The following is a 26,738-nucleotide window of genomic DNA, read 5'->3' on the forward strand; positions in this document are numbered from 1 at the left end:
GTCAGACCTCGACCTGCCAGAAAAGCGGGAAGCTGGACTGGATCATGTTCCGCAGCCGCGCCCGGTAGCCGGCGGGGCGCGAGAACTGGCCCCACATCACGCTCGGCACCAGTTCGTAGGCGGCGATCTGGATGCGCTCGGCCACCACCCGGCGCGCCGCGAGATCCGGCGCGCGGGCATAGTCCCGCAGCAGGCCGGTGATGCGCGCATCGCAGCTGCGGCCGGGATAGTCGGCGCAGTTGTTGGCGACATAGAAGTGGTTCAGCGGCGAGACCATGTCCACGCCGTTGGCGTAGACAGGGAACAGGCTCCAGCCATCGGGCTTGGCGCGGCGTGCCAGCACCGTGCCCCAGTCCATCACCTGCTCGTCCACGGTGAAGCCGGCCTTCTTCATGTTCTCGGCCAGCACATGCCCGGCGGTCTGCGAGATGGAGCCGGAGACCTCCAGCATCACCACCGGCTCGCCCTTGTAGCCGGTGCGGGCCAGCGCCTGCTTCGCGGCCTCCGGGTCGAAGCGCGCCACATCGCTGCCGGCGGCGGTCTCCAGCGGCGCGTCGCACATCCAGAAGGAGCGGCAGTTCTCCACCCGGAACCGCGGCGGGATGCCGATGGCGTCCAGCACCTGCTTCTGGTCCACCAGCTTCCACATCACCTGGCGCACCGCGGGGTCGGCGAAGGGGCCGCTGGCGTGGTTGAGGCGGAAATTGCCCTGGAACATGTCGATGCCCTTCAGCTCCATCAGCCGCAGATCCCGGTTGCGGCCGAGGACGCCGAGGAAGTCGAAGGGAAGGTACTGCATGTAGTCGATCTCGCCGGCGATCAGCGCATTCACGCCGGTGGTGTCGTCCGGCATGGTCTTGAGCACCAGCTCGTCGAGCTTCACCACCTTGCCGCCCGCCAGGAAATCGGCCGGCTCGTCGCGCGGCACGTAGCGCGCGTTGCGCCGCAGCACCATGCGGTCGCCGGTGCGCCACTGCTCGCGCACGAAGCTGAAGGGGCCGGAGCCGGTGATCTCGGTGATGCGCGCGTCGCCCTCGGGCAGGATGCGCGCGGGCATGATGAAGGGCACCGGCGCGTTGGGCTTGCCCAACACCTCCAGCATCAGCGGGAACGGCTCCTTCAGCGCGATGGAGAAGCGGCGCGCATCCTCCGCCCGCATCTCCCGCATCGCCGCCAGCAGCATGCGGCCGAGGCTGTCGCGCACCGTCCAGCGGCGCAGCGAGGCGACGCAATCGGCGGCCGTGACCGGCGCACCGTCATGGAAGGCGAGCCCGTCCCGCAGGGTGAAGCGCCATTCCAGCCCATCGGCCGAGACCTCGTGCCCTTCCGCCATCTGCGGCCGGATCGTCCCCTTGGAATCCTGCGCGAACAGCGTGTCGAACACGTGGTAGCCGAAGCTGCGGGTAATGGCGGCGGTGGTCGCGTGCGGGTCCAGCACCACCACCTCGGATTCCAGCATCACGGTGATGGCGCCGGCCGCCCGCGCCGGGCGTGGCGTGCCGAGGACCGCCGGCACGGCAAGGGCTCCGGCCGCGAGCAGGGCACGGCGGGAAATGTTCGGATCGACCATGGGCGCCTCCTGTCTGCCGGAGCGGCTTGTCGGCTGTTCTGGCCCGCTCGCGGAACATCCTAGGCCATCGGTCTTCCCGTGCAAGATATGATATATCGGGATGCGGCCATCAGGCCCGGGTGCCTGTTCAGGCATCCCGGCGGCCGTGCCGCCGGGCCTGTCGGGGATCTTCCGCCCCGCGCCGGACCCGGCGCCAGGGCACCCGCGATGTCCTTCAGCTGCGGACGAGCGGGCAGTTGCCCTCGCCCATCGGGCGGAAGGCTTCCGCCGCCGGCACAGTGCCGACGAGCTTGTAGTAATCCCACGGCCCCCGGCTCTCCTCCGGGCGCTTCACCTCGAACAGATGCGCCGGATGGATCTTGCGCCCATCGGCGCGCAGCGTCCCGGGGCCGAAGCAATCGTCATCGGTGGGCATGGCCTTCATCCGCTCCACCACAGCCCGGCCGGAGGCGCGCGCCGCGTCGGGGCCCATATCGGCCACGGCCTTCAGGTAGTGCAGCACGGCGGAATAGGTGCCGGCATGCTCCTGGTTGGGCCAGTTGGTGGGCGTCTTGTCGCGCACGCGGCCGAGGAAGGCGCGGGTGCGGTCGTTCAGGTCCCAGTAGAAGGTCTCGTTCAGCAGCAGGCCCTGCGCGGCGGGCAGGCCCATGGCGTGGATGTCGCAAATGAAGGCGATCAGGGCGAGCATCTTCTGCCGCCGCGTCAGGCCGAATTCCTGCGCCTGCTTCATGCAGTTCACCGTGTCCGCGCCGGCCGTGGCCATGGCGACCACCTTGGCGCGCGAGCTCTGCGCCTGCACCAGGAAGGAGGAGAAGTCGGCGGTGCCGGGGAAGGGAAAGCGCACGCCGCCCAGCACCTTGCCGCCGGCGCCCTGCACCGCCGCCGTGGTGTCGCGCTCGAGCTGGTGGCCGAAGCTGTAGTCGGCGGTCAGGAAGAAGAAGCTGTCGTTGCCCGCCCGGACCGAGGCCTTGCCCACCACGTTGGCGCACATCCAGGTGTCGTAGGTCCAGTGCACCAGGTTGCTGGTGCAGCGCTCGCCCGTCAGCACGGCGCTGGCCGGGCCGGAGGCCAGCACCACCTTGTCCTTCTCCTGCGCCAGGTTGGCCACGGCGAGGGCGACCGCGCTGTTGTTCACCTCCGTGATCGCATCCACCCCGTCCTGGTCGAACCAGCGGCGCGCGATGCCAAGGCCCACATCGGCCTTGTTCTGGTGGTCGGCCTGCAGGATCTCCACCTTGATGCCACGCGTATCCAGGCCGAGATCCGCCACCGCCTGCCGCGCGCAGACCACCGAGGTGGGGCCGGAGGTATCCCGGTAGGGGCCGGAGAAATCGGCCAGCACGCCGATACGCAGCGTCGGCGCGGCGCCCTGGGCGCGGGGCCGCGCCGGCAGGGCGGAAAGCGCAGGCAGGGTGGCGCTGGCGGCCATCAGGCCGCGGCGGGTGAACATCCTCATCCGATCCTCCATGCCGCCCGTCATGGCGCGGGCGCTTGCGCCGCATGATGCGGATAGCGGGCGGCCCGGCGCAAGCCTGCCGGCGCCCCTCGCGCGGCGCGGCCTTTGCAGCGCGGCCGGCTCTGGCTACTGCTGCGGGGCGGCGCCCCCCATTCCGGGCGAGAAGCGCCACAAGGGGTTGGGTCTATCGCCGTGTCCGCATTCCTGCGCCTGGGCCTGATGCCCACGGGCGCCGCCGGCGGCATCGCCATGATGCTGCTGGGCGTGCTGCTCTTCGCCGTCAACGACACGCTGGGCAAATGGCTGGTGGGGGCCTACACGGTCGGCCAGCTGCTGCTGGTGCGCAGCATCGCCGGGCTCTGCGTCATGGCGCCCTTCATTTACCGCACCGGTCCGCACGCCTTCCTGCGGCCGCCGCGGCCCGGGCTGCAGCTGCTCCGCGTGCTGTTCTCGACGCTGGAGACCTCGCTGTTCTTCTGGGCCCTCGTCGCGCTGCCGCTCGCGGAGGTCATGACCTACTACATGGCCGGCCCGATCTACGTGACCGCCCTCTCCCCCTTCCTGCTGGGCGAGCGGGTGGGCTGGCGCCGGTGGACGGCCGTGACGGTGGGCTTCGGCGGCGTGGTGCTGGCGCTGCATCCCTCGCCGGACTCGCTCTCCCTCGGCGCGGCCTGCGCCCTGGCGGGCAGCTTCAGCTATGCCTGCTTCCTGGTCGCCACCCGCAAGCTGGCCGGCACGCGCGGCACGGTGCTGATGACGGCGCAGCTGTTGGCCGCCCTGCTCTTCGGCGCCGTGCTGGTGCTGGCACAGGGCTGGACGCCGCCCGGCGCCATCGACCTGGTGCTGATGCTGTTCCTCGGCATCGGCTCGCTCGCCGGCAATCTCTGCGTGAACCAGGCGTTGCGGATGGCGCCGGCCTCAGTGGTGGTGCCCTACCAGTACACGCTGATCCTGTGGGGCATGCTGTTCGGCTACCTCTTCTTCGGCGAGGTGATCGGGCCGCTAACCCTGGCCGGGGCCGCCATCATCATCGGCGCTGGCCTCTTCATCTTCCTGCGGGAGCAGCAGTTGCGCCACGAGGCGGGCCCGGGCTGAGGGAAACGCGCGGGCCCTCAGCGGGCCTCGTCGTCCGCCCGCCCGCCTGCGCCATGCCCGCCCGCACCCCGCCAGAGGAAGGCGGCGCCAGCGAGCCCGAAGCCCGCGAGCTGGACCGCCATGAAGAGGAACGCCAGGCCATAGCTGCCGCTCCAGCTGACCAGCAGGGTGAAGAGCAGCGGCCCGAAGATCGACCCGATGAAGCCGAAGAGGCTGGCGGCGGAGGTCACGTCGCTCACCTGGTGCAGGGGCGCGACGCGGGCCAGCTCCGCGATGTGCACGCCGTTCCAGCCGATGGCGGTCAGCCCCGCCAGTGCCGCGCAGCCATACAGCGCCCAGGCGCCCTGGCCGCCGGCCACGACCAGCAGCCCCACCGCCAGGGCGGAGGCCCCGGCCTGCAGGACCAGCAGCCGCATCGCCTGCCCCATGCGGTCCGCCACCCAGCCCATGACGATCCGCCCCACCATGCTGGCCCCCTGCATCAGGGCGACGATCAGCCCGGCCTCGGCCAGGGAGGCGCCGTGGCGGGTCACCGCGTAGGTCGCGGTGAAGGCCGTCAGGCAGGACTGCGTCATCGAGAAGGAGGCGCCCAGGGCCGTCAGCATCGGCAGGGAGGAATGCGCGCGCAGCACGCCGATGGAGCCGAGCATCCCCGCCGGGGAGACCAGCGCGCGCGCCCAGCCCGGATGCCCCGCGCCACGCGGCTCGTCCAGCCGGCGGCGGAAGGGCTGCACCACCAGGAGAGTGAGCAGGATCACGCCGATGACGACGCCCAGGGTGGCGGGCAGCCCGTACCGCAGCACCAGGGGCGCCACCACCAGCCCGGCCAGCGCGCCGCCCAACGGAACGCCCGCCTGCTTGATCGAGAAGATCAGCGTGCGGTGCCGGGGCGGAGCCGTGCGCATCAGGATCTGGCTGCCCGCCGGCGTGTTCGGCCCCAGGCCGAACCCGATCGCCAGGGCACCCAGCAGCCCCAGCAGGCCGAGCGGCTGCGACAGCACGAACAGCCCGGCCACCATGCAGGCGAGGCCGATCTGCAACGTCCGGACCGGCCCGTGATGGCCGAGCATCGGCCCGCCACAGGCCAGGCTCCAGCAGATGCCGACCGAGGTCATGGCGGAGACGAGGCCGATGCTCTCCGGCGGCAGGCCGGCGCGGGCCATGAGGGGCGGGCCGAGCAGCGGAACGACAAGGCTGGCGAAGGAGCTCACGGTCTGGACAATCAGCGTCGCGGCAAGGGCGCTGGCCCATAGCGGCATTCTCAAGATCGTTTTCACTCCCTGTCGGCCCGCCGCAGGGCGGCTGTTCCGCCGGCGGCCCTCGCCCATGGCCGTCTGACGAGATACCGCGCGCAGCCGGAGCGGCCTAGGCCTCCCCCGCCCGGCGCAGAAGGGGTGCGCCGGGCCGCCGGATTTGCGACGCTGTGCCCGCCATCCCGGCAAGACGGAGGACACCATGCAGGTCGCGGTCTTCAGCACCAAATCCTATGACCGCCGGTTCCTCGACGCCGCCAATGCGGCGGCAGGCCAGCCCCACGCGCTGCGCTACCTGGAGGCGCGGCTGACGCGCGACAGCGCCACCCTCGCGGCCGGCGCCGAGGCCGTGTGCGCCTTCGTCAATGACGAGCTGGACCGCCCGGCGCTGGAAGCCCTGGCCTCCGGCGGCACAAGGCTGGTCGCGCTGCGCAGCGCCGGGTTCAACCATGTCGACCTCGCCGCGGCCGCTTCGCTCGGCCTCGCCGTGGCGCGCGTGCCGGCCTATTCGCCGCATGCCGTGGCCGAGCACACCGTGGCGCTGATCCTATCGCTCAACCGCAAGATCCACCGCGCCTATGCGCGGGTGCGGGAGGGGAACTTCGCGCTGGAGGGGCTGCTGGGCTTCGACCTTCGCGGCCGCACGGCCGGCATCGTCGGGGCCGGCAAGATCGGCCTCGCCGTCGCGCGGATCATGGCCGGATTCGGCTGCCGCGTGCTGGTGCACGACCCCTACCCCTCCCCCGAGCTGGCGGCGATCGGCGCGACGGTGGCGCCGCTCGAGACGCTGCTGGCGGAGTCCGACATCGTGTCGCTGCACTGCCCGCTGACGCCGGACACCCGCCACCTGATCGACCATGCGGCCATCGCCCGCATGAAGCATGGCGTCATGCTCATCAACACGGGGCGCGGCGCGCTGGTCGATGCGCGGGCGCTGATCGAGGGGCTGAAGAACGGGGCGATCGGCCATCTGGGCCTCGACGTGTACGAGGAGGAGAGCGACCTGTTCTTCGAGGATCTGTCGGACCAGATCCTGCAGGACGATGTCTTCGCCCGGCTGCTCACCTTCCCGAACGTGCTGATCACCGGCCACCAGGCCTTCTTCACCGCCGAGGCGATGCAGGCCATCGCCCACACCACGCTGGAGAACCTGTCCAGCTTCGCGGCGACCGGCAGGCCCGTCCACGCGGTCGCGCCGCCGGCCTGATCCGCGGGCGGCGGCCCGGCCTCGCATGCCCGGCCTCGCATGCCCGGCTCAGCCGCGCTCCGGCTGGCCGGGCTGCCCGGCCCGGGTGGGGGGCGGCCAGTCTTCCATCCCGCCCGCCGGCAGGGCCGGCCGCTCCGCCAGCGCCTCGGCCAGGACGATGCGATTCCGGCCATTCCGCTTGGCGTGGTAGAGGGCGCCGTCCGCCGCCTTGACCAGTTGCTCGGCGGCCATCAGGCCGCTGCCATGGCTGGCCGTGGCAACGCCGATGCTGACCGTCACCACCCGGAACGGCGTGTTGTCCTCATGCGGCCATTGCAGCCCCTCGATGGCGGCGCGCGCCGCCTCGGCCATGCGGGCCGCGCCGGCGCTGTCCGTGTCCGGCAGGAGGAGCACCATCTCCTCCCCGCCATAGCGTGCGGCGAGGTCGGCCGGGCGGCGCGCCAGGGTGGACAGCGCGTCCGCCACCGCCTTCAGGCAGCAATCGCCCTGCGGATGGCCATGGCGGTCGTTGAACGGCTTGAAGCGGTCCACGTCCAGCAGCAGGAGCGACAGGGCGCCGTCGCCGCGCACCATGCGCCGCCACTCGCGCTCCAGCGTCTCGTCGAAGGCCCGGCGGTTGGCGAGGCCGGTCAGGCCGTCGGTGCTGGCCAACCGATGCAGCTGCGCCTCCCGCGCCTTGTGCTCGCCGATGTCCCGGGCGACGATCACGGCGCCGTCGGGCCGGCCGGTGCGGGGGTCGCGCATGGGGTGCAGCGCCAGTTCGGCCCAGACCAGCGCACCGTCGCGCCGGTGCAGGCGGAGGGTGTGCCGGGTTGGCGGCAGCCCCTCCGAGACCATCCGCAGCAGTGTGGCCTGTATGGTGCCGCGGTCCTCGGCGGCCACGAGGTTGGGCATGAACTGCCCGGCGATCTGCTGCGGCTGCCAGCCCAGCCAGGGCTGGATGCCCGGCGAGACATAGCGGATGATGCACTGCATATCGACCCGCATCGCCACATCGCTCGAATTCTCCGCCAGCGACCGGAAGCTGGCCTCGCTTTCCGCCAGGGCCTGGGCCACACGGTGCCGCTCCAGGGCGCTGCGGGTCAGCCGGACGCCGAGAAAGGCGAGCAGCAGGATCAGCCCGCCGGTGATCATGGCCCGCTTCGCCAGATCGTTCCGCCAGCCCGTCAGCACGTTCTCGACGGAGAGCGAGACCACCAGCAGGATCGGATGGTTCTCGGCCCGGTGGAAGGCGCCGATGCGCTTCACGCCGTCGACCGGCGAGATGTAGCGGTCCGGCTTCTCCGGCCCGTCCTTCCCGGATTGCAGGATGTCCTGCCGCAGCCTGCGGCGGCCGATCAGGTCGTCGTGCGGCGGATGGCGGACCAGCACGGTGCCGTCGTCGCGGAACAGGGCGACGGTGCTCTGCGGCCCCAGGCCGAGCCACGCGTAGTGCGCGACGAAATGGGCCGTCTCGATGGTGGCGACGGCCACCCCGGCCAGGCTGCCATCGGGGCCTTCGATCCGGCGCGAGAGGGTGAGCATCCACGCGCCCGACGCGCGGTCGCGCACGGGCAGGCCCAGATAGGCCACGCCGCCGCCCGCCGCACCCTGGTGGAGGAATTCGTCGCGCTCCGCCGGGCCGGCATCGGCGCCGGGATGGGACGTGGCGAGCAGGGCGCCGTCCGGGCCGTGGATGGAGAAGCGCAGGCCCCGCTGCAGCATGGTGGCCCGTCGCTCCAGCAACAGGTTCAGCCGGCCGAGGGCCGGAAGCTGCAGGCCCTCGCTCCGGGCGGTCTCCACGAGGCTGACCAGCATGACATCCGCCAGGCTCAGCATGTCATCGGCATGCTGCACCAGCGCGCGGGCCAGGCTGGTGACCGAGGCCTCGGCCTTCTGCAGCTGCTCGGCACGGGCGCGGACGCTGTTCAGGGTCTCGACCCCGAGCAGCGCCAGGCAGGCCAGCATGCCGAAGGCGGCCATGCGCAGGGGCAGGCTCCCGGCCACGCCGTGCAACCTGGAAGCCTGGACCTTGAAGGGCAGGAGCAGACGCAAGGTGCGGCCTCGACAACCCGGGGAGCGACCGGCGCAGACTAGACCGGCTCCCCCCGCCCGTGGCCGCGGCCGGTGCCTCGATTTTGCCCGCCGGCCCCTGCCCCGGCGCCGGGGCGGCCGGCGCGGGACGCCCAGCCCCGCATTTCTGCGGTTTTGTTTTCCTTTGTCACCGGTCTAGTCTGCGTCGCAGGCCATCGGACGTATGGCCATCTGATAATATGGGAGAACGACCATGGATCGCAGGACGCTGCTTGGCGCCACGCTGGGAGTCGCGGGGGGGGTCACGGGCTTCGCCATCACCGGGCGGGCCCAGGCCCAGGCCATCACCCTGAACGGCGCGTCGCAGTTCAACGACGAGCACGCCTTCACCCGCTGCATCGTCCGGTTCGAGGAGCTGGTGAAGCAGTATTACGGCAAGCCCATCAACTTCATCCTGCACAAGAACAGCAGCCTGGGGCTGGAGAAGCAGTACTTCGAGTACATGGCGCAGGGCCGCGCGGTGGATTACGGCATCGTCTCGCCGGCGCACATGTCCACCTTCTCCCGCGCAGCACCCTTCATCGACGCGCCCTTCCTGTTCCGCGACCTGCCGCACTGGAACAAGGTGCTGGAGCAGGACATGCTGAAGCCGATCGCCGAGGAGGTGGAGAAGCGGGCGCGGGTGATGCTGGTGGGCTATGCCGGCGGCGGCGTGCGCAACATCTTCGCCAGCCGCCCGGCCGGCAACCTGGAGGCGCTGCGCGGCATGAAGGTGCGGGTGCAGGGCGCGCCGATCTGGAGCCGCACCTTCGCCGCGGCCGGCATGTCCCCCACCGTCATCGCCTACAACGAGGTCTACAACGCCATCCAGAACAACGTCATCGAGGCGGGCGAGAACGAGGCGGCGGGCGTCGAGCAGATGCGCTTCTACGAGGTGGCGCCGCACCTCTCGATGACGCAGCACGCCATCACCATCCGCCCGCTCTGCTTCTCCGCCGTCACCTTCGCGCGGCTGCCGGCCGACCTGCAGGCGGCCATCCGCCGCGCCGGGCCGGAGGCCGCGGCCTATGGGCGGCAGATCGAATCCACCGAGGACGGGCAGAAGATCGCCGCGCTGGAAGCCGCGGGGCGGCTGAAGCGCGTGCCCTTCACCGACCGCGACGCGCTGCAGCAGAAGGTGTCGCCGGTGCTGGCCACCTACGCCAAGGAGATCGACGCGGAGGCCATCCTGCGCCGCATCGCCGAGGTGACGAGCTGAGGGACAGGCCGCAGCGACCCTAGCCCTTTAGCTGGACGAAACGATGACTGAACCACAACGGGCGGGGCCGCTGCGGCGCCTCGCCGACGCCTATGCGGCGCTGCTGCGGGGGCTGCTCGGCCTCAGCGTGCTGGTGCTGCTGTTCCCTGTCACGCTGCAGGTGTTCTCGCGCTACACCGCTGTCATCCCGCACTACATCTGGACGGAGGAGATGGCGCGCTTCGCGCTGGTCTGGATGGTGATGCTGGGCGCCATCCTGGCGGTGCGCGAGGGCACGCACTTCATCGTCGACGTGTTCCCCGTCCTCTCCCCGCGCGCGACGGCGCTGATGGAGCTGGTCTCCGGCAGCTTCGTGCTGGTGATGGCCGGGGTGTTCCTGGTCTGGGGCTGGGAGTTCACCGAGTTCGCCTTCTACCGCATCAGCGAGATGGCGGAGTTGCCGCTCTGGCTGATCCATATGGCCTGGCCGGTGGCCGGTGCTTCCTGGCTGCTGTTCATGGGGCTGCGCATGGCCGACGCGGCGCTGCTGCTGCGGAGGCGGGACGCATGAACGGGGCCGTCCTCTCCTCCGGCACGGCGGCGGCGCTGATGTTCGGGGTGTTCTTCGGGCTGATGGCGCTGCGCGTGCCGGTGGCCTTCTGCCTCGGCCTCGCCTGCCTGCCGATCATGCTGATCGAGCCGCACCTCTCCCCCGCGCTGATGGTGCAGGAGACCTTCAACGCCTACAACAGCTTCATCCTGCTGGCGGTGCCCTTCTTCCTGCTCACCGCCAACCTGATGAATGTCGGCGGCATCACCGACCGGCTGATGCGGCTGGCGCGGGCGCTGGTCGGGCACTTCCCCGGCGGGCTGGCGCAGATCAACGTGGTGCTCTCCTTCTTCTTCGCCGGCATCTCCGGCAGCTCCACCGCCGATGCCGCCAGCCAGGGCAAGATCTTCATCGAGGCGCAGCGCAAGGAGGGGTATGACGACAGCTTCTCCGTCGCCATCACCGCCGTCTCGGCGGTGCTCGCCGTCATCATCCCGCCCTCGATCCTGATGATCGTCTGGGGCGGCGTGCTCAGCGTCTCGATCGGCGCGCTGTTCCTGGCGGGCGTGGTGCCGGGGCTGCTGATCGCGGGGGTGCAGATGGCCACGGTGCACACCTACGCCAAGCTGCGCGGCTACCCGACCTATCCGCGCTCCACCCTGCGGGAGCTGGGCGTGGCGCTGTTCGTGGCGCTGCCGGCGCTCACCACGCCCTTCATCATCATCGGCGGCAAGCTGTTCGGCTGGTTCACCGCCACGGAATCCGCCTGCATTGCGGTGCTCTACGCCGGCGCCCTCTCGCTGCTGGTCTACCGCGAGATGGACATGAAGGGGCTGTGGGCGGCGCTGCTCGATTCCGGGCGGCTGGCGGCCGTGGCGCTGTTCTGCGTCGGCACCGCCAGCGCCTTCGGCTGGCTGCTGGCCTATTACGAGATCCCGAAGGTGCTGCTGGCCGGCGTCGAGGCCTGGGGCATGGGGCCGCTCGGGGTGGGCCTGTTCATCGCCGCGGTGTTCCTGATCACGGGGTGCTTCCTCGATGCCATCCCGGCCATCATCATCGTCGGCAGCATCCTGCAGCCGCTCACCGTCTCGGTCGGCATCGACCCGGTGCAGTTTGCCATGATCGGCATCGTCTCGCTGGCCTTCGGGCTGGTCACGCCGCCCTATGGCCTCTGCCTGATGATCGCCTGCTCGGTGGCGGGGATGCGCATGGCAGATGCGCTGAAGGACACCTTCATCATGCTGATGCCGATGCTGGCGGTGCTGCTGCTGATCATCGCCTGGCCCGGGCTGGTGCTGTTCCTGCCGAGCCTGGTCTCGCCGGAATTCCTCAACTGAATCCGGGAGGGGGCCGCCGCGCCCCCTCCCCGCCGCCCCCCTTGCCGGCGGGGCCGCGAAGCACGATCTCCGCCCTTCAGGCGGCACGGCACGGCCCGGCATGGTGCCGGCCGGCCGCCGCACGGATCAGGCGGAACACGGACGGATGGCGTCACAGCTCTGGTTTCTGGGCAGCCTGCTGGTGGCGCTGGGCATCGCCGCTCATGTGCTGGGCTGGGACACCCTGCTCTGGATCCCGGCCATGCTGATGGAGACGGTGGAGCAAAGCCCGGGCACGGCCGGCCTCATCGTCGCCGGTGGCATGCTGATGCTGGTGGCGCGGCTGATCGGCCGGCGGCGGCGGGACTGAGGCGCGCCTCAGCGCCGGCGGCGGCCGCGCGAGATACGCCAGAGGCCCAGCCCGTAGCGCGCCACCCCGTAGCCGCCCAGCCCGATACCGAGCAGGCTGGCACCCCAGATCAGGGCGGCGAGGATGTCCTGCCCCCCCATGCTCAGCCTTGGCGATCGTTCCTCATCGCCTGATCATGCGCCTTCCACAGTGTGAATTCCAGCCTCAGCACATAAGCCAGGGACAGCAGCGCGGTGGCCAGCAGCGCCGCCCCATAGGCGCTCCGCAGCGCCGGGCGCACGGCGCGCGCCAGCAGGGCGGGGTCCGACATCGCCACCAGCCCCAGCACCGCCGCATGGGCGCAGAGGAAGAACAGCAGCAGCGCCACCGCCCAGCGGTTGAAGGCCCCCGCGCACTGCCAGGCACGGTCCGGTGCGCAGGCGCGGAACACCAGGTCCGAGACCGGCCACAGCGCCAGCAGCAGCCCCAGCGCCGAGGCCTGCGGGCCGAAGCGCACGAGCATTTCGCCCAGCTCCAGCACCGGCAGGGGAGAGCGGTAATTGTCGCGGAAGATCACCGCCAGTGTGCCCAGCAGTCCAAAAGTCTGGGCCAGGGTCCAGCGCGCCAGATTTTCCATGCCCTCCTCCCGTCCTGCCTTGGTGTGCCATGCGGTCGGGAGCGGGGCAATGTTCTTCTTTTGTTCGAACGATCACGCACGCGGGAAAGGGGTGGCAGCGCACTCCGCCACAGCCCCGGCGTGCATCGCCACCGGCGGGAGGGGACGGAACGCCTGCCCTGCCCCCGCGTTCCCTCTCCAGACGCTGCCAAGGCCCCTGCCATGCCACCTCGCACAGACGCCGACACCGATGCCACCCGCCGCCGCCTGGAGGCCGTCGCCCGCCTGCTGGACAGCCGCTGGCGCCTTCCCCTCACCAACATCCGCTTCGGCGCCGATCCGGTGCTGAATCTGGTGCCCGGCCTGGGTTTGCTGGCCTCCAAGGGGGTGTCGGTCTACCTGCTGTGGGAGGCGCGGCGGCTCGGCGTGCCGTTGCCCACGCTGCTGCGGATGCTGGGCCATCTCGGCCTCGACACGCTGATCAGCGCGGTGCCGGTGGTCGGCTGGGCGGGGGACGTGTTCTACCGCGCCAATCTGCGCAACATGCGGCTGCTGCGCGAGCACCTGGACCGCCCGCTCGACAGCCCCCCGCTGGACATGCCCTCGCCGGACAGGCCGCCACCGCGCCGCTTGCCGCCGGGCTGAGGCCCGGCCGTCAGCCGGCGGGGGTGCCCAGCAGGTGCAGCACCAGCTCCCGCCGGTGCGGCCGGGTGCGGTGCTCGCAGAGATAGACGGCCTGCCAGCGGCCCAGCACCGGCTTCCCCTCCAGCACGGGGATGGAAAGCTGCGTCTGGGTCAGCACGGCCCGCAGATGGGCGGGCATGTCGTCCGGCCCCTCCTCGTCATGCCGGTAGGCCATGGCATCGCCATCCGGCACCAGGCGGCCGAGGAAATCCTCCAGGTCCTGCAGCACCTCGGGCGAGGCATTTTCCTGCACCAGCAGCGAGGCGGAGGTATGGCGGCACCAGATTGTCAGCAGGCCGGTGCCGATGCCGCATTCCGCCACCCAGCCGCAGAGCGGCGCGGTGATGTCGCGCAGGCCGCGCCCGCGGGTGGCGACCTCCAGGCGGTGGCTGTGCTGCCGCATGGCGCGCGGCTCAGTGCGGCCGCTGGGCGCGCAGCTCGGCCAGCACGGCCCGCAGCTTCGCATGCGCGGCGGCCACGTCCGGGCGCAGCAGGAAGCCGCCCATCTTCTGCCGGATCTCCGCCGCCTCGCCATCGCCCTCCTCCACCAGGCCGGTGGCGCGGGACAGGAAGCCCTGCATCGCCTCCGGCGAAGGGGTGGCGCCCTTCGCGCCGGCCTCGTCGATGGCCAGGATCAGGTCACTCAGCCGGCGCAGCCAGAGGAAGGCGGGGTCGTGCATCACCGCTTGCAGCAGGGCATAGGGATTGCCGGCCGCGGCGGAGCCGGAGGCCTGGGCGTTCAGCAGGCTGCGGTGCAGCTCGGCGATGGCGGCCGCCAGCCGGCGATGCGGCGGTGCGGCGGGGGCGGTGCGAGGCTGGATCATGTCTTCCGCTATACCCGCCACGCGCCGGAAGGCGAGAGAGGGGATGCCGCGCAGGCATGAAAAAGGCCGGCATCGCAAGGATGCCGGCCCGGTGCGGAAGAGCCCGGCCCGGGCTCTCCCTGTCCGCGTCAGGCGACGACCGGATCGTAGGCGCCGGTCCGGCCCTCGGCGAGGCCGTACTGGATCCAGTGGGCCGCCAGGGCATCGGCCGAGGTCACGCCCGCCGAGGCCAGGTCCATGTTCGCAGCGGCGTAGCTCGCCTCGTTGAACTGGTCGACCACGCGCTCCTCGGCGTAGCCGTTCTGGATGTAGTGCAGCGCACCGGCATCGGCATAGGCCTCGGCGCCATTGCCGCCGCGGAAGGCCTCGATCAGGTCGGTGTGGCTGGCCACATACTGCAGCCCGTCGAAGCCGACGGTACGCTCCTCGGCGCGGCCATTCTGGATGTAGTGGGCCGCGCCCGCATCCTCGATCGCCATCGCGCCACCGGCGCCCTTGAAGGCATCGATCAGGTCGCCGTAGCTGGCGACGTAGTCGAGGCCGTCGAAGCTGATGGCCCGGCCCTCATTGAAGCCGTTCTGCACATAGTGCTCCGTGCCGAGCGCCTCATTCACGCCGAAGGCGCTGATCAGATCCTCGTGGCTGGCGATGTAGGAGAGACCCGCGAAGTCGGTCGGGCGGCCCTCGGCGCGGCCGGCGGCCAGGTAGTGGCGCGCGCCGCCCTGGTCGGAATTGGCGCCGAAATCCTCGTTCGCCAGTACATCCGGGTTGGCGGCCAGATAGGCATTGCCGTCAAAGCTGAGCTGGCGGCCCTCGACGGAGCCGAAATCGCGGAAGTGGTCCCACGCCGCGTCCGGGTTCACGCCCAGCGCGTCGGCCACGTCCAGATTCGACGCCAGATAGGTGTAGGCGAAGAATTCGTTGAAATCGTCGAGCTCATAGGTGCCGGGATTGTCGGCGAATTCCAGCCCCTCGACGTCCAGAAGGCTCTTCACTCCCTCAGGGCCGCGCAGGATGCCTTCATCCTCGTAGCGGTAGACCTCCCACTGGGCGATATCGCCGCCGACGCGGACGGTGTCCCGGCCATCGCCGCCCTCGATGCGGTCATTGCCGAGGCCCGGGTAGATCAGGTCATCGCCGCCACGGGCCTCGACACGGTCATTGCCCCCGAGCGCGACGATGATGTCGTTCTCGCGCGAATTGGGGGAAACGAGGTCGTCGTTGCCCTCAGTGCCCTGGATGATAGCCATTGGCGTTTCTCCTTCTTCGTCCGCGCAGGAAAACGGCCAGAAGCGGAGGCGGTTTCTTTTTCGGCCAGGCTGTTACGCAGTCGTCACACGGGCGCGGACCTCGGCATCCCGCTCGCGGGGCCAGGCGAAGAAGGTGAACACGTACTGCTCCGAGGCCGCGCCGAAGACCGAAGGATCAGGGCTGGCGCGGTGCATGCGGGGCCGGTCCAGCGCCGCGATGGGGTGCCAGGCGCCATCCAGATGGAAGGCCGTGTGGTAATCCAGCCCGTCGAGGAAGGCCGGCACCGCCCAGGTCGCGCCTTCACGATGCCGTTCCTCCAGCTCCAGCGTCAGCAGGGGGCGGCAGCGGCGCAGCGTCTGCCGCGCGCCGCGCAGCACCTCGTACTCGGCGCCCTCGGCGTCGATCTTGAGCGCGGCCATCTCCGCCAGCGCCAGGCTGTCCAGCGTGATGGCGGGCACCGCGACGCGCTGCGTGCCGATGCGCGCGCCATAGCCGGCGTAGGATTTCACGGTGGAGGCCCACTGCTCCTGCGGCACGCCGTCCAGCACCGGCAGCGCCAGCTCCAGCGTGCCGGGGGCGTCGGAGAGCGCCTCCCGCCGCAGCGTGACGTTGCCGAGCCCGGCGCAGGCGCGCGCGAGGCGCGCATGGGCCTGCGGCAGGGGCTCGAAGGCCAGCACCCGCACGCCCGGCAGCCGCGCCAGCGGCAGGGTCAGCAGCCCGTCATGCGCACCGACATCGACGATCAGGCCGGGCCGGTGCAGCCGCGTGAGGAAGGTGAGCTCGTCCATCGGCGCAGAAGGCCATGGCGGCGGCCCGGTGGCCACCGCCCTCCCCTTCAGTTGACCACGGCGATCTGCTGCGGGTCGAACTCCAGCCAGACCGTCTCGCCCACCTCGTGCACCTGCAGGGGCGGTGCCGTCACGCGCAGCTGCAGCCCGCTCTCCCGCGGGTGCACGACATAGTCCCAGGATTCGCCCAGATAGGTGCGCTGGGCGACGGTGGCGGGCAGCAGCGGGTAGCCATCGCGCGCGGCGGGCTGGGTGCGGTGCAGCGCCATGCTCTGCGGCCGCACGGAGAGCAGGATGGGCCGCGCCGAATCCGGCGGCGCGCCGCCGAGCTGCGCCGCGCGCAGGGCGAAGCCGTCCAGCCCGATCTCGCCATTCGCCAGCCGCCCCTCCAGCAGGTTGGTGCGGCCGATGAAGGCGGCGACGAAGCGCGTGCGCGGCCGCGTGTAGATCAGGTGCGGCGCGTCCACCTGCTCGATGCGCCCGGCATTCATCACCGCGATGCGGTCGGCCGTCGCCATCGCCTCCGACTGGTCGTGCGTGACATAGACGGTGGTGATGCGGAACTCGTCGTGCAGGCGGCGGATCTCGAAGCGCATCTCCTCGCGCAGGTTGGCGTCGAGGTTGGAGAGCGGCTCGTCGAGCAGCAGCACGGAGGGCTGCACCACGATGGCGCGGGCCAGCGCCACGCGCTGCTGCTGCCCGCCGGAAAGCTCGGAGGGGTAGCGGTCCGCCAGGTGGCTCATCTTCACCACCTCCAGGATGCGGCCGATGCGCGACTTCACCTCGGCGGAGGGCAGCTTCTGCAGCTTCAGCCCGAAGCCGACATTCTCCGCCACCGTCATGTTCGGCCAGATGGCGTAGCTCTGGAAGATCATCGACATGCGGCGCCGCTCCGGCGGCAGCACGGCGCCGGGGGCGGAGAGCACCTCGCCATTCATGCTGATGCTGCCCTCGGTCGGCTCGATGAAGCCCGCGATCATGCGCAGCGTCGTCGTCTTGCCGCAGCCCGAGGGGCCGAGGAGGGAGACGAACTCCCCCTCCTCCAGCGTCAGGTCCACATCGTTCACCACCTTGAGCGGGCCATAGGCCTTGCCGAGGCCCTTGAGCGTCAGACGGGGCATGTCTCTCAGTTCCTCCGCAGCATGAAGTCGCGGCCGGCCAGCTTCATGCCGATGGCGACGAGAATGAGCGTGATGGCGAGCAGCAGCCCGCCGAAGGCCGCCAGCACCTCGAAATTGCCGGCCTCGCTGAGGTCGTAGAGCAGCACCGACATGGTGCGCGTGCGCGGCCCCACCAGGAACACCGCCGCCGACAGCTCGCGCGAGGCGACGATGAAGACGATCAGCCAGCCGCCGATGAGGCTGCGGCTGATCAGCGGCGCGGTGATGCGCCGGATGGTCAGCAGCCGCCCGCCGCCCAGGATGCGCGAGGCCTCCTCCATCTCCGGGTGCACGGCGCGCACCGCGGCGGAGGAGTTGGCGAAGGCGATGGGCAGGAAGCGCGCGGTGAAGGCCAGGATGATGATCAGCGCCGTGCCATAGAGCGCCACCGGCGGCGCCGCGTAGGCGGCGTAGAAGCCGATCGCCATGACGATGCCGGGGATGACGAAGGGCGCCATGGCCAGGAAGCCCAGCGCCGAGCCGAAGGGCACCAGCCGCCGCGCCACGATGTAGGCCACCAGCACCGCGATGATCACCGCCGCCGTCGCCGAGGCGGCCGAGAACCACAGCGTGTTCCAGATGGAGGTGAGCGCCATCTCGTGCCGGAACAGCAGGTAGGCGTAGTTGTCCAGCGTCAGGTTGGCGAGCGAGAGGCCGCGCCCCCAGGCCTTGGCGAAGGAGGCCTGCAGCAGCACCACCAGCGGCATCAGCACCGAGAGAGCGCCGACGAACACGCAGTAGCCGAGCACCGCCCAGCGCCAGCCACCGAGGCGGATCGGCCGCCGCTCGCCGCCCTTGCCGGTCTGCGAGACGAAGCCCTTGCGCGCCAGCAGCAGCTTCTGCACCGCGATCATGCCGATGGTGATGAGCAGCAGCGGCATGGCGTAGGCCGCCGCCACCTCCACCCGCACCGGATACTCGAAGAACTGCCAGAGCTGTGTGGTGACGACGTTGATGCGCGCCGGGATGCCGATGATGGCCGGCGTGCCGAACAGCGCCACCGTCTCCAGGAACACCACGATGATGCCGCCCAGCACGGCGGGCCAGACCAGCGGCAGCGTCACCTTGCGCATCGCCGTCCAGGTGCCGGCGCCGAGGATGTTGGCGGCGTCCTCCATCTCCGAGGAGATCAGGTCGAGCGCCGACTTCACGAAGATGAAGATCAGCGGGAAGGAGTGCAGCGCGATGACGAGGGCGAGCCCGGCGAAGCTGTAGACGTTGACCAGCGGCGATTCGATGCCCGTCAGCCAGGTCCAGGCCTGGTTGAGGAAGCCGGAATTCGGCCCCGCCAGCAGGATCCAGCCCACCGCGCCGAGATAGGGCGGCATGATGAAGGCGCCCATCACCATCGCCCAGGTGAAGCCCTTGCCCGGCATGTCGGTGCGCGAGACCGCCCAGGCCATCGGCACCGCGAAGATCACCGAGAAGAAGGAGGAGAGCGCGCCCAGCATCAGCGAGTTGCCGAGCGCCTCCAGGTAGCGCACGCGGCCATAGGCGGTGGCGTAGTTGGAGAGGGTGAAGGCGCCGGTGCCCTGCTCCTCGAAGGAGACGACCAGCAGCTTGCCGATCGGCACCGCCACCAGGAACAGCAGCGTGGCCACCAGCAGGACCCAGAGCAGGTTGGAGGGCTCCAGGTAGCGCAGGCGCCTGAGCAACCCTGGCCGCCGCGCCTCCAGCGCGGCGGGCTTGGGCAGGATGGCGGCGGAATCCGTCATGCGGTCGCCTCTCCCTCGCGGTTGGTGTGCGTGTTCAGATGCCGAAGGTGTCGCGCCATTGTTCCTTCACCTCCGTCACGCCGGTTTCGATCTCCTGCGGCGTGGGCATGATGATCTTGATGGATTCGAGCGGCTTCGCGCCCTCGGGCGGCGGCACGTCGCCGCGCAGGGACTCCGAGAAGTACTTGCGGGTGACACGGAAGTATTCTGGGCCGGTGGCGAATTCCATGAACAGCTTCGCCGCGTTCGGGTGTGGCGCGTTCTTCTGGATGCAGCTCGGCGAGGGCACCACCACCGTGCCGTCGGTCGGGTAGATCAGCTCCTGCGGATTGCCGCGCGAGATCGACAGCAGCGCGGTGGCCGAGGGCACGGCGACGCCGATGCTGCGCTCGCCCGCGTTCAGCGCCGTCACCGGGTCGATGCTGGAGCGGCCGATCTGCGGCCGGTTCTTCTCCAGCTTGGTGAAGTACTCCCAGCCATACATCTTGCGCATCAGCACGGCCCAGGCGCCGATGGCGCCGCTGAAGCCCGGGTGTCCCACCGCCATCTTGCCGCGCCACTTCGGGTCCAGCAGGTCCTGCCAGCTCTTCGGCGCCTCCGCCGCCGGCACCTGCCCGGTGTGGCGGGAGAGCAGGTGCACGCCGATGTAGAAGACGTGGAACTGGCCGTCCGGGTCGCCGGCCTTGCGGGCGAACTCCAGCAGGCCGGCGGCGTTCTGCGGGGTGTAGGCCATCAGCCGCCCCTGCCGCTTGAGGAAGGTGGAGTGGCTGTAGTCGACCGAGCTGAACACGTCGCACTGCGCCACGCCCGCGCGGATGTCCTGCGAAAGCCGCTGGAACGCCACCTGCGAGGTGCTGCGCACCACGTTGACATGCACGCCCGGGTAGCGCTCGCCGAAGGCGCGGCCCACCGCCTCGGAGGTCTCGGCGCTCTGCTGGCCGGAATACCAGGTGACCTGGCCTTCCCGCTTCGCGGCCTCGTACAGCTCGCGCTCATGCGCCGGCAGGTCCTGGGCGGCGGCGCGCATCGCGGCGCCGCCGCTGCCGATGATGGCGGCACTGGCCAACAGGCCACGCCGGCTGATCCCTTGCATCGTCTCTCTCCCTCTCATTGCTTCTTGGCAGTCCGCCCCGGCGTCGTTGCACCGGGGGGGTCATCAGATCAGACGCCGAAGGTGTCGCGCCAGAGTTCCTTCACCTCCTGCCCGTCCCGTTCCAGCGCCTTGGGATCGGCGGTGATCAGCGGCACCTCGTCGAGCGGGCGGGAACCGGGGGGCGGCGGCACCTCGGGGCGCAGCGACTCGCTGAAGAAGGGCCGGGTCACGGCGTAGTAGGTCGGGCTGGTCATGAACTCCATGAACAGCTTGGCGGCGTTCGGGTGCGGCGCGTCCTTCAGCGCGCCGCTCGGCGCCGGCACCATCAGCGTGCCGTCCGTCGGATAGATCAGCGTGATCGGGTTGCCGCGCGAGATGGACAGCAGCGTGGTGGCGGAGGGGATGGCGGCGCCGATCTGCCGCTCCCCCGCGTTCAGCATCGTCACCGGGTCGGCGCTGGAGCGGCCGATCTGCGGCTGGTTCTTCTCCAGCGCCTTGAAGTAGTCCCAGCCGTACTTCTCGCGCATCGCCAGGCACCAGGAGGTGATGGCGCCGCTGTAGCCCGGATGGCCGACGGCGATCCGGCCGCGCCATTTCGGGTCGGTCAGCTCCTTCCAGCTCTTCGGCGCCTCGGCCTCCGAGACGTCCGTACTGCGCCGCGCCATCAGGAACAGGCCGAGATAGGTGACCTGGAAGTGCCCGTCCGGATCGCCCGCCTCCTTGGCGGCGCGGATCAGCCCCTCCGCATTGTGCGGCTTGTAAGGCATCAGCCGGCCCTGCCGCTTCAGGTAGGCGGCGTGGCTGTGGTCGGTGGAGCTGAACACGTCGCATTGCGCGACGCCGGCGCGCATGTCCTGCGCCAGCCGCTGGAACGCCACCTGCGAGGTGCTGCGCACCACGTTGACGGTGATGCCGGGGAAGCGCTCGGTGAAGCCGCGCCCGATCGCCTGCGAGGGCTCGGCCTGGTACTGGCCGGTGTACCAGGTGATCTGCCCTTCCCGCTTCGCCGCCTCGTAGAGCTCCTTCTCGTGCGGCCGCAGCTCCTGCGCCGCCGCGGGGGCGAGGCGCGCCATGGCGCCACCGGCGGCGAGCCCCAGCATCAGGCGCCTGTTCAGGATCATCATCGTCATTTCCTCCCTTGTCACGGCGGGGTGGCGGCTCTGCGTCCGCCTTGCGCGCCCCGCTCGGTGCCAGCCCGGCCCTTGGGCCGGGGGTCAACAGCTTCCCGGCCCTTGGGCCGGGGACAACAGCTTCCCGGCCCTTGGGCCGGGGACAACAGCTTCCCGGCCCTTGGGCCGGGGACGACAGCTTCCTGGCCCTTGGGCCGGGGAAACAGTTCAGCGCCCGGTGAAGGCCGGCGGCCGCTTCTCCTGGAAGGCGCGGCGGCCCTCGGCGTAGTCGGCGCTGTCGAAGCAGGCGCGGTTCAGCCGCTCCACCAGCGCGTTGTCACGCGCCATCGGGTCGCCGGCGATCTGGTCGATCGCCACCTTCGACGCCTCCACCGAGAGCGGGGCGTTGCGCGCGATCTGCAACGCCAGCTCGGTCACGGTGGCCTCCAGCGCCTCGGGCGGCACCACGCGGTTGATCAGCCCGCAGGCCAGCGCCTCCGCGGCGTCGAGCTGGCGGCCGGTGAACAGGATCTCCTTGGCCATGGCCGGCCCCGCCAGCGCCACCAGCCGCGAGAGGCTCTCATAGCCATAGGCGATGCCGAGCTTCGCGGCGGGAATGCCGAAGCGGCTGTCGGCCGAGGCGATGCGCAGATCGGCCATCAGCGCCGTGGCGTAGCCGCCGCCGATGCAGAAGCCCTGGATCATCGCGATCAGCGGCTTGCGCAGCCCTTCGAGCCTGCGGCGCGCCTCGCCGCTGCGGCGGCCATATTCCTGCTGCGCCGCCGCATCGGCGCGCACGCGGTCGAACTCGCTGATGTCGGCGCCGGAGGCGAAGGCCTTGCCGCCCGCCCCGTGCATCACCACCACGCGCACCGCGTCGTCTGCGGCGAAGTCGTCGGCCGCGGCGGCGATCGCGTCCCACATGGCGAGCGAGATGGCGTTGCGCTTCTCCGGCTGGTTGATGGTCAGCCAGCCGATGCCGTCCTGCTTGCGGGTGAGGATCTTGTTGGTGGCGTCAGGGGAAAACTGAATGTTCATGGAATGCCGGGCCTTGCTGCAATGCCAGATGCGGTCACGCGCGTCGGGGAAAGGCGCCGGGCCGGAAACCGGCGGGCGGCGTATGGCACCGGCCGCCCTGCTGGCGATCCGCGCTCTCGGTTCGTTCCTCTCCTGGAGAGGAAGCTTGTCACCGCCCATGCAGGCTGTAAACAATAAACACCGCCCGATCATGCGGGAGAGGAAGCGCCCATGTCGCAGCGAGAGGCCAACGGCCCGGACGGGGTCCTGGCATCCACCGGCGAGGCCCAAGGCCAGGACAGCGGCGTCTCGGCGCTGCGGGCGCGCATCGCGGCGCGGCAGCCGCTGGGCCGCAGCGTGCAGGCGGCGCTGGAACGGTTGATCGAAAGCGGCGCGCTGCCCCCCGGGGCGCGGCTGAACGAGGTGGCGCTGGCGGCGCAGCTCGGCGTCAGCCGCGGCCCGGTGCGCGAGGCGGCGCGTGCGCTGGAGAAGGATGGCCTCGTCACCGTCATCCTCAACCGCGGCGCCTTCGTCCGCAGCCTCGGGATGGAGGAGGCGGCGCAGATCTACGAGCTGAACGCGGTGCTGTTCGGCCATGCCGCCGCGCTGCTGGCCGAGAGGCTGAAGGGCCGGCGCGACGGCCCGGAGGCCGCCACGCTGCGCGCGACGGTGGCGCGCATGGACCACGCCGTGGAACAGGGTGCGCTCGAGGCCTTCTTCACCGACAACGCGCTGTTCCACCAGCAGATCGTCGGCCTCTGCGGCAACCAGCCGCTGCAGGCCGTCTATCTGGAGCACACGCGCAAGCTGCTGCTGCTGCGCCGCCGCTCCTTCGACGCCGCCGGCAACATGCGGGTGGCCAATGCCGAACACCATCGCCTGCTGGCCAGCATCCTGGCCGGAAAGGCCGAGCCGGCGCGGCGCCACGCGGAGGCGCACACGCGCGCCGGCCGGGCCCGCTACCTGGCCGCCATCGCGCAGGGCAACGCGGCGGCGGAGACCACCGACACGCCCCATGAACAGCACAACGGGAAGGAAACGCCATGCTGCTGATTGACCGGATCGGCGTCGATATCGGCCGCCGCCTGCGGCTGGAGGACGCCATCGACTGGGCGGCCGAGAACCAGGTCCGCTACATCGACATCCAGCTCGACACCGGCGCCAACCGGGTGAACGAGTTCGACGACGCGCGCGCCGCCGCGATCCGCGAGCAGGCGGCGCGGCGCGGCGTGACGCTCGGCCTGCACACCCTCTCGGCGGTGAACGTGGCGGAATACTCGCCCTTCCTGTCGGAGGCGGTGGATGCCTACATGCGCGCCTATATCGACCTCGCGCCGAAGCTGGGCGCGGAATGGATCGTGGTGCATGCGGGCTACCACTTCACCGCCGACGTGAAGCCGCGCATGGAGGCGGGGCTCGAGCGCCTGAAGCGCATGGTGGGCCATGCCGAGGAACGCGGCGCGCTGCTGCTGCTGGAGAACCTCAACAAGGAGCCCGAGGACGCCGAGGTGCACTACCTGGCGCACACCATCGAGGAGTGGCGCTACTACTACGACCGGATCAACTCGCCGGCCTTCGCGCTCTCCTTCACCGCCAATCACGCACATCTGATGCCGGACGGGGTGGAGGGCTTCGTCGATGCCATCCCGCTGGAGCGCGTGGCGGAGGTGCGGCTGGCCGACTGCTTCCGCAACGGGCATGAGCAGCACCTGCTGCCCGGCCAGGGCGATTTCGACTTCGGCGCGATGTTCGCGCTCCTGGAGCGGCGCGGCTTCAAGGGCCACTACATGAACGCCTTCGGCACGCTGGACGACATGCAGAAGGCCCGGCACGACATGGTGGCCATGGCACGGGAGGCCGGCGCCCCGGTCACCTGAGGCCTGGCCCATTCCCGAGCCTGCGCAGGAGCCATTCCTGGGGGCGGTTGGCAAAGCGCCGCGCGGTTGGGTATCACCCACCGCGCGGCGGCGCCTGCCCGCCGACCCAGCACAAGGCCTCAGCATGAGCACCGACACCCCGCCCGACCGCCTCTCCAGCAACCCGAAGAGCCCCCATTACGACGCCGCCGCCATCGAGCGCGGCGTGGGTGTCCGCTTCAAGGGCGTCGAGAAGAACAATGTGGACGAGTATTGCGTCAGCGAGGGCTGGGTGCGCCTGACCCTCGGCAATTCGGTGGACCGCAAGGGCAACCCGATGACCATGAAGCTCCAGGGCACGGTCGAGCCCTACTTCCGCGACGCCGGCTGAGGCGGCGGCCGGCCCCCGGCTCCTCCGCCCCCCTCTGCTCCCTTTCCCCGACACCGCCGAAGGACATGACCATGCGCCCTGCCCTCCCGCTGCTGCTCTGCCTGCCGCTGCTCGCCTGCGCGCAGGCCGTCTACGAGGTGCCGGTGGCGACGCCGGCGGGGCTGCAGGCGGCGGCGTCGGAGATCGGCCAGGGGGCGGCGCCGGGCCGTCGCAACCTCTCCGAGGATGAGGCCAAGGCGGCCATCACCCGCGTGGCGCGGCGCTTGGCGCCGGCCGGCACCGCGGTGTGCCAGGAGATCGGCCGCGGCGCCGGCTGCGAATGGCGCTTCGTCTACGACCCCAGCACCGACCTGAATGCCGCCGCCACCGGCGAGGGCGTCATCGTCGTGCAGCGCGGCGTGGCCGATTATGCCCGCAACGACGCCGAGATCGCCTTCGTCGTGGCGCACGAGATGGCGCACCACGCCGCCGACCATGTCCGCTCCACCCAGAGCCGCGCCCAGGCGGGGGCGGCGCTGGGCGGCATCCTGGCCTCGCTGGCCGGCGCCTATGCAGGTCTGGAGACCGGGCAGCTGGCGCAGACCGCCTCCGGCGTCGGCGCGCAGCTCGGCGTCATCTCCTACAGCAAGGCGCAGGAGCGGGAGGCGGACGTGCTGGGCGCCGCCATCCTGCACCGCGCCGGCTACGACATCGGCGAGGCGCGGGACATGCTGCTCACCCTGGCCCGCCTCTCCGGCCGGACGGAGACGAGCCGCCTCTCCACCCACCCCGCCGGTCCGGACCGCATCGCCTCCTTCGACGGGGCGGTGGAGGAGCTGCGGGCCAGCAACTGGCGCCTGGCGCCGCGCCGCTGAGGGCCGCCGGGATGACCGAGGAAATCACCACCCTCAGCAGCCGCATCGCCTACGAGAACCGCTGGCTGCGGGTGCGCGAGGACCGCATCCGCCGCCGCGACGGCTCGGACGGGCTCTACGGCGTGGTGGAGCGCAGCGACTTCGTGGTGGTGGTGCCGCTCCAGGACGGCCGCATCACGCTGGTGGAGCAGTACCGCTACCCGATCCGCGCGCGGCAGTGGGAACTGCCCATGGGCACCTGGGAGGAGCAGCACGGCCCGGACCTGGCCACGCTCGCCGCCGCCGAGCTGCGCGAGGAAACCGGGCTGGTCGCCGCCAGCCTGCGGCACGCCGGGCAGATCTTCCAGGGGGCCGGCATCTCCAACCAGCGCGGCCATGTGTTCCTGGCCACCGGGCTGACGCAGGGTGCCCATGAGCGCGAGGTCTCGGAGCAGGACCTCATCTGCCGCGACTTCAGCCTGGCCGAGATCGAGGCCATGGTGCGCGACAATGTCCTGCAGGATGCCCCCAGCCTGGCGGCGCTGGGCATGCTGCGGATGCAAAGCTTGCTCTGAAGGCGAGAAAGCCTCCGGCTTCATCGCTTTTTTGAGAAAAATCAGCGGGTTTGTTTTGAAATTGGTCCCAATCGCGTGAGGTGTGCTTCCGCGCGTCTTAACCCTTCATTAGGGTCGCGCCCATGCGCCGCCGATTCCTTCTCCTGGCCGCCACGGCCCCGGCTGTGCTCGTTGCCCCAGGCCTCGCCCACGCGGCGGCCCGGCGGCGGGCCAGCCCACCCCTCGCGCAGCGTCGGCTCGCGCTGCGCCACGCCGCCACCGGCTCCCGTTTCGATGGCCCCTATCACAACGGGGTGGAATTCGACGCGGGCGCCATGCGGGAACTCTCGATCGTGCTGGCGGACACCCGCACCGGCACGGTCCATCCCTTCGACCCGAAGGCCATCGACATCCTGTGGGAGCTGGGCACGCGGGAGCGCATGGAGGCGTTCACCGTGCTCTCCGGCTACCGCACCCCGGCCACCAACGCCGCCGTGCATGGCGCGGGCGACAGCCAGCACCTTCGCGCCGCGGCGCTCGACGTGCAGATCCCGAAGGCGAGGCTGGCCGCCTTCGGCGACGCGGCGCGCGGCCTCGGGCGGGGCGGCGTCGGCAGCTATCCGGACCATGGCTTCGTGCATGTCGATTCCGGCCCGGTGCGGAGCTGGGGTTTCGACCGCGCCGTGGCCGCCCCGCGCGCCCCTGCCCGCACGCCGGAGCAGATCCGGCTCGACCGCATGGCCGAGGCCTGGGCGCAGACACGCCGGCGCTGAGCGGCGCGCCTTCCCCGCCCGATCATGG

Annotated in this window: 28 protein-coding genes; 13 read left to right on the plus strand and 15 right to left on the minus strand. The window is 70.8% G+C overall.

Annotated features, from left to right (window positions below; genetic code table 11):
* Nucleotide 1: 1 nt before the first annotated feature.
* Both ACFOY6_RS05105 and ACFOY6_RS05110 read right to left on the minus strand, forming a co-directional pair.
* A complete protein-coding gene (locus ACFOY6_RS05105; protein WP_379633321.1) occupies nt 2-1,570 on the minus strand; it encodes an ABC transporter substrate-binding protein in 1,569 nt (522 codons plus the stop codon).
* Between the two features lie 214 nt (nt 1,571-1,784).
* Nucleotides 1,785-3,020 (minus strand): ABC transporter substrate-binding protein, encoded by a 1,236-nt coding sequence (locus ACFOY6_RS05110; protein ID WP_379633319.1) that lies wholly within the window; start codon nt 3,018-3,020, stop codon nt 1,785-1,787.
* 198 nt (nt 3,021-3,218) lie between these two features.
* Between ACFOY6_RS05110 and ACFOY6_RS05115 the strand changes: the two genes are divergently transcribed.
* The gene (locus tag ACFOY6_RS05115; protein ID WP_379649315.1) at nt 3,219-4,121 is read left to right on the plus strand and encodes a DMT family transporter; all 903 of its coding nucleotides are present in this window, start codon (nt 3,219-3,221) and stop codon (nt 4,119-4,121) included.
* Nucleotides 4,122-4,138: 17 nt separating this feature from the next.
* Here the strand turns inward: ACFOY6_RS05115 and ACFOY6_RS05120 are convergent, their stop codons facing one another.
* Entirely contained in the window at nt 4,139-5,332 is a 1,194-nt protein-coding gene (locus tag ACFOY6_RS05120) for an MFS transporter (RefSeq protein WP_379649317.1), read from the minus strand.
* A gap of 244 nt (nt 5,333-5,576) precedes the next feature.
* Here ACFOY6_RS05120 and ACFOY6_RS05125 point away from each other — a divergent pair, with 244 nt between their 5' ends.
* Nucleotides 5,577-6,581, plus strand: a complete 1,005-nt coding sequence (locus ACFOY6_RS05125; RefSeq protein ID WP_379649319.1) for a 2-hydroxyacid dehydrogenase — start codon at nt 5,577-5,579, stop codon at nt 6,579-6,581.
* A 48-nt stretch (nt 6,582-6,629) separates the two neighbouring features.
* On the opposite strand, the gene ACFOY6_RS05130 is transcribed toward ACFOY6_RS05125, so the two are convergent.
* Nucleotides 6,630-8,567: a sensor domain-containing diguanylate cyclase gene (locus ACFOY6_RS05130; protein WP_379649321.1), complete on the minus strand. Its 1,938-nt coding sequence runs from the start codon at nt 8,565-8,567 to the stop codon at nt 6,630-6,632.
* Between the two features lie 280 nt (nt 8,568-8,847).
* On the opposite strand from ACFOY6_RS05130, the gene ACFOY6_RS05135 reads away from it, so the two are divergent.
* The 4 genes from ACFOY6_RS05135 to ACFOY6_RS05150 all read left to right on the plus strand — a co-directional run bounded on the left by ACFOY6_RS05135 (nt 8,848) and on the right by ACFOY6_RS05150 (nt 12,067).
* Nucleotides 8,848-9,852, plus strand: a complete 1,005-nt coding sequence (locus ACFOY6_RS05135; protein WP_379649323.1) for a TRAP transporter substrate-binding protein — start codon at nt 8,848-8,850, stop codon at nt 9,850-9,852.
* 43 nt (nt 9,853-9,895) lie between these two features.
* A complete protein-coding gene (locus ACFOY6_RS05140; protein ID WP_379649325.1) occupies nt 9,896-10,402 on the plus strand; it encodes a TRAP transporter small permease in 507 nt (168 codons plus the stop codon).
* Nucleotides 10,399-11,718, plus strand: a complete 1,320-nt coding sequence (locus tag ACFOY6_RS05145; RefSeq protein WP_379649327.1) for a TRAP transporter large permease — start codon at nt 10,399-10,401, stop codon at nt 11,716-11,718. Before ACFOY6_RS05140 ends, ACFOY6_RS05145 begins: the two co-directional genes overlap by 4 nt.
* A 145-nt stretch (nt 11,719-11,863) precedes the next feature.
* On the plus strand, nt 11,864-12,067 hold the full coding sequence (locus ACFOY6_RS05150) for a hypothetical protein (RefSeq protein ID WP_379633307.1): 204 nt from the start codon (nt 11,864-11,866) through the stop codon (nt 12,065-12,067).
* Nucleotides 12,068-12,075: 8 nt separating this feature from the next.
* Here the strand turns inward: ACFOY6_RS05150 and ACFOY6_RS05155 are convergent, their stop codons facing one another.
* Nucleotides 12,076-12,207 (minus strand): hypothetical protein, encoded by a 132-nt coding sequence (locus ACFOY6_RS05155; RefSeq protein WP_379649329.1) that lies wholly within the window; start codon nt 12,205-12,207, stop codon nt 12,076-12,078.
* 2 nt (nt 12,208-12,209) lie between these two features.
* Nucleotides 12,210-12,683 (minus strand): hypothetical protein, encoded by a 474-nt coding sequence (locus tag ACFOY6_RS05160; RefSeq protein ID WP_379633306.1) that lies wholly within the window; start codon nt 12,681-12,683, stop codon nt 12,210-12,212.
* Between the two features lie 201 nt (nt 12,684-12,884).
* Here ACFOY6_RS05160 and ACFOY6_RS05165 point away from each other — a divergent pair, with 201 nt between their 5' ends.
* Nucleotides 12,885-13,307: a DUF4112 domain-containing protein gene (locus ACFOY6_RS05165; RefSeq protein ID WP_379633304.1), complete on the plus strand. Its 423-nt coding sequence runs from the start codon at nt 12,885-12,887 to the stop codon at nt 13,305-13,307.
* 10 nt (nt 13,308-13,317) lie between these two features.
* Here ACFOY6_RS05165 and ACFOY6_RS05170 read toward each other — a convergent pair whose 3' ends face one another.
* From ACFOY6_RS05170 to ACFOY6_RS05210, 9 genes are all read right to left on the minus strand, one after another.
* On the minus strand, nt 13,318-13,749 hold the full coding sequence (locus tag ACFOY6_RS05170; protein WP_109516175.1) for a secondary thiamine-phosphate synthase enzyme YjbQ: 432 nt from the start codon (nt 13,747-13,749) through the stop codon (nt 13,318-13,320).
* Between the two features lie 10 nt (nt 13,750-13,759).
* Nucleotides 13,760-14,170, minus strand: a complete 411-nt coding sequence (locus ACFOY6_RS05175; protein WP_379633302.1) for a hypothetical protein — start codon at nt 14,168-14,170, stop codon at nt 13,760-13,762.
* Between the two features lie 128 nt (nt 14,171-14,298).
* Entirely contained in the window at nt 14,299-15,420 is a 1,122-nt protein-coding gene (locus tag ACFOY6_RS05180) for a hypothetical protein (RefSeq protein WP_379649331.1), read from the minus strand.
* 72 nt (nt 15,421-15,492) lie between these two features.
* Complete coding sequence (locus tag ACFOY6_RS05185) at nt 15,493-16,209, minus strand: FkbM family methyltransferase (RefSeq protein WP_379649333.1); 717 nt, start codon at nt 16,207-16,209, stop codon at nt 15,493-15,495.
* A gap of 47 nt (nt 16,210-16,256) precedes the next feature.
* Nucleotides 16,257-17,330 (minus strand): ABC transporter ATP-binding protein, encoded by a 1,074-nt coding sequence (locus ACFOY6_RS05190; protein WP_109516179.1) that lies wholly within the window; start codon nt 17,328-17,330, stop codon nt 16,257-16,259.
* A gap of 5 nt (nt 17,331-17,335) precedes the next feature.
* Nucleotides 17,336-19,084, minus strand: coding sequence for an ABC transporter permease (locus ACFOY6_RS05195; protein WP_109516180.1), 1,749 nt, complete (start codon nt 19,082-19,084; stop codon nt 17,336-17,338).
* A gap of 34 nt (nt 19,085-19,118) precedes the next feature.
* Entirely contained in the window at nt 19,119-20,177 is a 1,059-nt protein-coding gene (locus ACFOY6_RS05200) for an ABC transporter substrate-binding protein (protein ID WP_379649335.1), read from the minus strand.
* A gap of 68 nt (nt 20,178-20,245) precedes the next feature.
* Nucleotides 20,246-21,298 (minus strand): ABC transporter substrate-binding protein, encoded by a 1,053-nt coding sequence (locus ACFOY6_RS05205; protein WP_379649337.1) that lies wholly within the window; start codon nt 21,296-21,298, stop codon nt 20,246-20,248.
* A 216-nt stretch (nt 21,299-21,514) separates the two neighbouring features.
* Nucleotides 21,515-22,324 carry an enoyl-CoA hydratase gene (locus tag ACFOY6_RS05210; RefSeq protein WP_379633281.1) on the minus strand — a complete coding sequence of 270 codons (810 nt, stop codon included), beginning with the start codon at nt 22,322-22,324 and terminating at the stop codon, nt 21,515-21,517.
* 210 nt (nt 22,325-22,534) lie between these two features.
* Between ACFOY6_RS05210 and ACFOY6_RS05215 the strand changes: the two genes are divergently transcribed.
* The 6 genes from ACFOY6_RS05215 (at nt 22,535) to ACFOY6_RS05240 (ending at nt 26,710) form a co-directional block, all read left to right on the plus strand.
* Nucleotides 22,535-23,356, plus strand: coding sequence for a GntR family transcriptional regulator (locus tag ACFOY6_RS05215; RefSeq protein ID WP_379649339.1), 822 nt, complete (start codon nt 22,535-22,537; stop codon nt 23,354-23,356).
* On the plus strand, nt 23,347-24,180 hold the full coding sequence (locus tag ACFOY6_RS05220; RefSeq protein WP_109516184.1) for a sugar phosphate isomerase/epimerase family protein: 834 nt from the start codon (nt 23,347-23,349) through the stop codon (nt 24,178-24,180). The genes ACFOY6_RS05215 and ACFOY6_RS05220 overlap by 10 nt, the downstream gene beginning before the upstream one ends.
* 124 nt (nt 24,181-24,304) lie before the next feature.
* Nucleotides 24,305-24,550: a DUF3297 family protein gene (locus tag ACFOY6_RS05225; RefSeq protein WP_109516185.1), complete on the plus strand. Its 246-nt coding sequence runs from the start codon at nt 24,305-24,307 to the stop codon at nt 24,548-24,550.
* 71 nt (nt 24,551-24,621) lie between these two features.
* A complete protein-coding gene (locus ACFOY6_RS05230) occupies nt 24,622-25,404 on the plus strand; it encodes a M48 family metalloprotease (RefSeq protein ID WP_379649341.1) in 783 nt (260 codons plus the stop codon).
* An 11-nt stretch (nt 25,405-25,415) separates the two neighbouring features.
* On the plus strand, nt 25,416-25,958 hold the full coding sequence (locus ACFOY6_RS05235; RefSeq protein WP_109516187.1) for an NUDIX domain-containing protein: 543 nt from the start codon (nt 25,416-25,418) through the stop codon (nt 25,956-25,958).
* Nucleotides 25,959-26,080: 122 nt separating this feature from the next.
* A complete protein-coding gene (locus ACFOY6_RS05240) occupies nt 26,081-26,710 on the plus strand; it encodes a YcbK family protein (RefSeq protein ID WP_379649343.1) in 630 nt (209 codons plus the stop codon).
* Nucleotides 26,711-26,738: the final 28 nt, after the last annotated feature.

It is taken from the genome of Teichococcus aestuarii, from assembly GCF_042651065.1.
GTDB classification, from domain to species: Bacteria; Pseudomonadota; Alphaproteobacteria; order Acetobacterales; family Acetobacteraceae; genus Pseudoroseomonas; species Pseudoroseomonas aestuarii.